This is a genomic window from Fulvivirga aurantia (assembly GCF_009711475.1).
GTDB classification, from domain to species: domain Bacteria; phylum Bacteroidota; class Bacteroidia; order Cytophagales; family Cyclobacteriaceae; genus Fulvivirga; species Fulvivirga aurantia.
Map to the genome: position 1 here is coordinate 1 of NZ_SMMD01000710.1, position 6,068 is coordinate 6,068.

At 40.8% G+C, this 6,068-nt stretch carries 6 protein-coding genes; 4 read left to right on the forward strand and 2 right to left on the reverse strand.

All coding sequences use genetic code 11. From position 1 onward, the window contains the following. Positions 1-237: 237 nt before the first annotated feature. On the reverse strand, positions 238-450 hold the full coding sequence (locus E1176_RS07850) for an RNA-binding S4 domain-containing protein (RefSeq protein ID WP_155210061.1): 213 nt from the start codon (positions 448-450) through the stop codon (positions 238-240). Positions 451-758: 308 nt separating this feature from the next. Beyond that, a complete protein-coding gene (mnmE, locus tag E1176_RS07855) occupies positions 759-2,141 on the reverse strand; it encodes a tRNA uridine-5-carboxymethylaminomethyl(34) synthesis GTPase MnmE (RefSeq protein ID WP_155210062.1) in 1,383 nt (460 codons plus the stop codon). Positions 2,142-2,331: 190 nt separating this feature from the next. On the opposite strand from mnmE, the gene E1176_RS07860 reads away from it, so the two are divergent. The 4 genes from E1176_RS07860 to E1176_RS07875 all read left to right on the forward strand — a co-directional run. Further along, positions 2,332-2,862, forward strand: coding sequence for a peroxiredoxin-like family protein (locus E1176_RS07860; RefSeq protein ID WP_155210063.1), 531 nt, complete (start codon positions 2,332-2,334; stop codon positions 2,860-2,862). Between the two features lie 13 nt (positions 2,863-2,875). Beyond that, entirely contained in the window at positions 2,876-3,811 is a 936-nt protein-coding gene (locus E1176_RS07865) for an NADP-dependent oxidoreductase (protein ID WP_155210064.1), read from the forward strand. 9 nt (positions 3,812-3,820) lie between these two features. Further along, positions 3,821-5,239 (forward strand): FAD-dependent oxidoreductase, encoded by a 1,419-nt coding sequence (locus E1176_RS21345; RefSeq protein WP_155210065.1) that lies wholly within the window; start codon positions 3,821-3,823, stop codon positions 5,237-5,239. 126 nt (positions 5,240-5,365) lie between these two features. Then, positions 5,366-6,068, forward strand: a 703-nt coding sequence (locus tag E1176_RS07875) for a phosphatase PAP2 family protein (RefSeq protein ID WP_155210066.1), incomplete at its 3' end; no start/stop codon positions are given.

A 6,068-nucleotide genomic window follows, 5' to 3' on the forward strand; every position in this document is an offset into this window, starting at 1 on the left:
AAAAAAGTTATGTCTCTGAGTGACGGTCATAATTGCACATTGTTCATTGTTCATTGCTCATTGTTAATTGTAAGAAACTTCAGTTTGACAAACTAGAAGCTAACAGCTAGAAACTCAAGGCTATTAAGAGACTCTTCGGGCTGCGCCCTCTGAGTGACGGTCATATAATTGCACATTATTCATTGCTAATTGAGAGAAGCCTAACAAACTCACAGCTCATAGCTCGAATCTCACAGCTCACTTCACCTCTGCTTTCATTTCTAAAAAACTCACGGTATCACCGGTTCTTAGCTTCTTTCTTATTCGGGTTTCCACTTCACTATTTACAATGACTTGCTGTTGCTGAATTACAGCCTTGGCTTCGCCACCTGTTGCTACCCAACCCAATATTTTGAGAAGGTTATTGAGTTCTATGTATTCTTCGCCTTCTTGAAGTTTAAATGTTTCCATATTATGTGTTTACAGTGTTGTTAATTGTGAGAATTCTTTGCCTGACAAACTCGAAGCTAGCAACTCAAAGCTCAAAGCTCAAAACTCATAGCTAGCAGCTAGCAACTCACAGCTCTATTAGAGACTCTTCGGGCGATGCCCTCTGAGTGACGGTCATAATTGCACATTGTTCATTGTTAATTGAATAAGGCTTCGAGAGCCTCAGCCTGACCAGACTGACAAACTCGTAGCTAGCAACTCCAAGCTCAAAACTCGCATCTAGAATTGTTAATTGTTCATTGCTAATTGTACGTTGTTAAAGCTTTAATTTATTTTCCGATACAAAACTTGCTAAAGATATTCGCCAGCAAATCATCCGTGGTTATCTCTCCGGTAATCTCTCCTAAGTAGTGCAATGACTGACGGATGTCCATAGCCAGGAAGTCGCCCGTGATGTTATTATCGAGGCCATTGAGTACGTCTTGCAGTGCATTTCTGGTTTTGAGGAGGTTGTCGTAGTGGCGGATGTTGGTTACGATTGTATCGCCTGTTTTGAAGTTGTCTAGATTTACCACTTCCAAAATACGATCCTTCAAAGCATCCAGGTTTTCTTTGCTGAGTGCGGATATCACCACTGAGCCTTCTACTTTCTCAACAGCTGCTTTTAAGTCCGGTTGCGCGCTATCTGCCTTATTACCTACCACTATAAAAGGAATGCCCATATTCTCCAGCTTATTAATATCGCGGTTGAAGTCCACCACGTTATCATTGGCCAGGTCGATCATATAAATGATGAGGGAAGCTTTTTTCATTTGCTGTTGGGTACGTTCTACACCCATAGCTTCGATCTTATCTTCTGTTTCGCGTAAGCCTGCTGTATCTATAAACCTGAAAGTGACACCCCCAATGTTTATCTCATCTTCTATAAAGTCTCGGGTGGTACCTGCAATATCTGAGACAATGGCCTTCTCTTCATTGAGCAAAGCATTAAGCAGGGTAGACTTACCAGCATTTGGTTTACCGGCAATGACTGTGGGTACCCCATTTTTGATGACGTTGCCCAGGTCAAAAGAAGAAAGTAGCTTAATAATGACATCCAGTAGGTCATTGATGAGTTTTTTCAGGTCATCACGGTCGGCAAATTCTACATCTTCTTCACCAAAGTCGAGCTCGAGCTCAATCATAGAAGCAAAATGTATCAACTCTTCGCGCAGTTGCTTGATTTGGTCAGAAAATCCACCGCGCATTTGTTTCAAGGCCGTTTCGTGTGCAGCAGCGGAGTCTGCGTTTATTAAGTCAGCCACGGCCTCAGCCTGCGCCAAATCAAACTGGCCGTTTAAGAAGGCCCGCTTGGTGAACTCACCCGGGAGGGCTAATCGGGCTTTGTTGGCTAGCAATACTTTTACTAACTGCTTTACAATAAATGGAGAGCCGTGGCAGGAGATTTCTACTACGTTTTCTTTGGTAAATGATTTTGGCTCTTTAAACAATGAAACCAATACTTCATCAACCACTTTATCATTGTCGCGGATGGTGCCAAAATGGATGGTGTGTGTATCTTGTTTGGTGAGGTCTTTGCCTTTAAAAACCTTATTGGTAATAGCTATCGCATCTTTTCCGGATAGACGTATGACCGCTATGGCACCCACTCCCGGAGGGGTGGAAAGTGCCACGATTGTATCTTCTGTAGAACCTATTTGCTTAGTGCTCAAAACGTAAATTTTCTAAGTGTTCGGCAAAAATACAAAATCATATAGGGATCGACTAGGGTGGTATGAGATTCCTCTATTGTAGAAAGCAGGTAACACCTTGCGTCTCACAAAATGCCTTCATAGCCTGCTACAGCCGCTGCATTTTATGGCATGAATTTTAGCCTTTAAAAGGCAAAAACCACGAATTATTATGTTAAAACCAAATAGTACATTTCCAAAACTAGAATTACCTACAGTTACCAATGAAGATTGGGACCTCAATCAATCAAAAGCCGAAACATTTAAAATGCTTGTTTTTTACCGAGGCTATCATTGCCCCGTTTGTAAAAAATATAATCAACAGATAGAGAGAAAGCTTAATGATTTTGCTGACAAAGGTGTAGATGTGATTGCTATCAGTTGCGATAGTGAAGATAGAGCAAGGAAGACCAAAGCAGAATGGGGATTAGAAAATCTTAAAATCGCATATGATTTACCAATCGAACAGGCAGAATCTTTGGGTTTATATATTTCTGAAGCTATCAGTGATAATGAGCCTGAGCAATTTTCTGAGCCGGCTTTATTCTTACTCAAGCCTGATAATTCCATCTATGCGGCTTATTACCAAAGCATGCCGTTTGGTAGACCGCCAGTTGATGAATTGCTCAAAGGGTTAGACTTTATAATCGATAAAAACTATCCACCACGTGGTACTGTTAAATCGGAAAGTGTAACTGTATAAACAAAACGAAAATATGAAAGCTGCGATATTAAAGGAATTTGATAAGAAACTAGAAATTAAAGACACCGATAAGCCAGAAGTAGGCGAGGGTGAGGTTTTAGTAAAGATTAAAGCCAGTGGTATCAACCCGGTTGACGCTAAATTATCTCACGGCTACATGAGTGATATGATACCTCATGAGTTTCCGATCGTACTCGGTTGGGACATGGCAGGTGTTGTCGAAGAATGCGGGCATGCAGCACGTACTTTTAGAAAGGGAGAAGAAGTATATGCTTACGCCAGGAGACCAAAACTTCAGCATGGTACCTTAGCTGAGTATATCGTGCTCCCGGAAAGTTATTTATCTAAAAAGCCTGTTAACATAAACTTTGAGGAGGCTAGCGCCATACCACTTGCAGGTCTTACTGCCTATCAATCAATATTTGATGCAGGCGATCTGGGTACCGATGAGACTATACTCATTTTAGGAGCCTCTGGTGGCGTAGGAACATTTGCGGTTCAGCTTGCTAAATATAAAGGCAGCAAAGTTATCGCTGTGGCTAGCAAGTCAAACCACGACTACCTCAAAGAGCTGGGTGCAGATCACTGCATTGATTATAAAGAGCAAAACGTTGCTGAGGAAGTTAAAAAATTAACTGATGGCGGTGTAGAGCTAGCTTTTGATGCCGTAGGTGGCGACACAACCAAGGTTGGTGCTGACTGCCTGAAAGAAAATGGCCGTCTGGTATCGATAGCAAGTCAAGGTGATGGTTTGCCTGAAGGCACTAATTTCCAATTTGTATTTGTGGAGCCAAATAGTAGAGAGCTCAATCATATTAGAGAGCTAGTAGAAGCTGGTACCATCAAAGTGCCGATACAAAAAGTATATGACCTCGATCAGGTAAATGAAGCTTTCGAACAAATAGAAACCGGCCATACCACAGGCAAAATTGTGGTTACCCTCAACTAATGACAATCAGTGAGCAAAACATATGATCTAATCGTGATTGGTGCGGGATCCGCTGGTTTAAGCGTATCCCTCTCCATGAACGAGTTTGGCTTCAAGGTCTTATTAATAGATAAGAAAGCCGAGTTGATAGGTGGCGATTGTCTCAATTTCGGATGTATCCCTAGCAAAGCCCTTATACACATAGCCAGAGAAGTACACAGCGCCAAAAAGGCTGAGAAGTTTGGCCTTAAGGTAGGCGGAGAGGTAGATATACATTCAGTACTTCAATACATTAAGGGTAAGCAAGACATAATCCGCTCACATGAAAACAAAGAGTATTTAATAGAGCAGGGCTTGGCTATTGAGATTGGCGAAGCTCATTTTATTTCTAAGCATGAAGTAGAAGTAAATGGGAAACGCTTTGCTGGTAAAAAGGTCATCATCGCTACAGGTAGTAAACCTGCTATGCCAAATGTGTTTATAGATCATGAGGCACCTATAGTAACAAATGAAACACTTTTCGACATTCAAAACCTACCCAAACAACTGGTTGTGATTGGAGGTGGTCCAAATGGTTTAGAACTTGGGCAGGCCTTTCATAGGCTCGGCAGCAAAGTAACTATTGTGCATCGACACAGTCGCATCCTCAATAAAGAGGAGTATGAAATCTCTGAGATTTTGTACCAAAGGCTTAAAGATGAAGGCGTACAATTTATGCTAGATAGTGAACCCAAAGCCATTAAACAGGATAGGGTGGATATCAAAACCTCAAATGGCAATGTATCTCTCAAATGTGATTTGGTCTTAGTAGCTGTCGGTCGGGAGTTAAACCATCATGATCTTAAACTGGAAAATGCAGAGGTAAAAGTCTCTAAAGGAGAAATTGTAACTAATAACAAGTTGCAAACCACCAACCCTGATGTTTACGTCTGTGGTGATGCCTTAGGGTCGCTTAAATTTTCTCATGCAGCAGAAATGCACGCCAGACTTTTACTCAATAATTTCTTTTCTCCCTTTAAGAAAAAGCTTTCTTATCAACATTTCTCATGGGTAACATTCACTGATCCTGAAATAGCAACCTTTGGCAGATCTTCAGCTCAACTGCAGGAAGCAGGTGAGTCATTTGAAAGACTGGAATATGATTTCAAGGATGATGATCGCGCAGTGGTTGGGGATTACAGGTATGGTAAGTTGGTTTTAAATGTTACTAAAACGAATTTATTAAATAGGTCGCCAAAAATTTTGGGTGGTACTATCATCGCCCCGGGAGCAGGCGAGCTGATTCAGGAGCTAGTCACTCATATGGTCATTGGAGCAAAACTGAGTGTATTGTTCGATAAAATATATGCTTACCCGGTAGCTTCCCGGGTAAATCAGGCAGTTGCACTTCAAAAACAATCAGAACAGCTTACAACCTTTGTTAAGCGGCTTCTGCAAATGTTATATTAATCACTCAGAGCTATAATAAACAAAAGTAGTCTGCTCATGTTAATTTTATTAAGTCTTAGTAGTTTACTGCCCTGACAGGAATTGTAAATTGCTATTTTTGGTAAAACTAAAAGTTGATTTAATACATTGCTTAGGGTCTTAAGAGAACTTATAAATCACAAGGATGAATATTTTTTATATATTCTATTCCTGATCATAGCGGCTATACTTTGTGGATTTTCCCTTAATGTTTTTTTAGAAATTACCTGGGATTTAAAAGCTGGCGAGCTCGATAATTTCGACAAAGATGCTACAGCCTGGATTTATGCTTACCGATCTGAATCACTAACTCCCTTTGTAATAGCCATTACAGAAATGGGAAGTCAATGGGCCTACCTGGTAGTGATCCCAATTATTGCTTACTTGCTTTATAGAAAGGGTAAAAGTTGGCGTAGAACACTTCAGGCCACGTTAATTTTGATTTCTACCTTCTTTCTTAACCTCGGCATAAAATATATTATCAGTCGCCCCAGACCTATAGAAGCTGAGCGATTGGTGGAGGTGCACGATGGGTCTTTTAGCTACCCGAGCGGTCATAGTATGAGTGCCATCGCATTTTATGGTTTTATCATCTACCTCACTTTCAAATATGTGAGCAATGTCTATTTAAAATGGGCACTAATCACTCTTCAGACCTTACTTATTTTAGGAATAGGAACAAGTCGTGTTTATTTGGGGGTTCACTTCCCAAGTGATGTGGTTGCTGGTTTTGTGGCGGGTATCATTTGGTTATTGATATGTATCGCTGCTCTTAAAACTATAAATATCTATCGTCAACGAATGAGGCAAA

Bases quoted from the DNA above. Each gene is read 5' to 3' on its own strand.
- E1176_RS07860 (WP_155210063.1), top strand. From the start codon at position 2,332: ATGTTAAAACCAAATAGTACATTTCCAAAACTAGAATTACCTACAGTT.
- E1176_RS07865 (WP_155210064.1), top strand. From the start codon at position 2,876: ATGAAAGCTGCGATATTAAAGGAATTTGATAAGAAACTAGAAATTAAA.
- E1176_RS07850 (WP_155210061.1), bottom strand. From the start codon at position 450: ATGGAAACATTTAAACTTCAAGAAGGCGAAGAATACATAGAACTCAAT.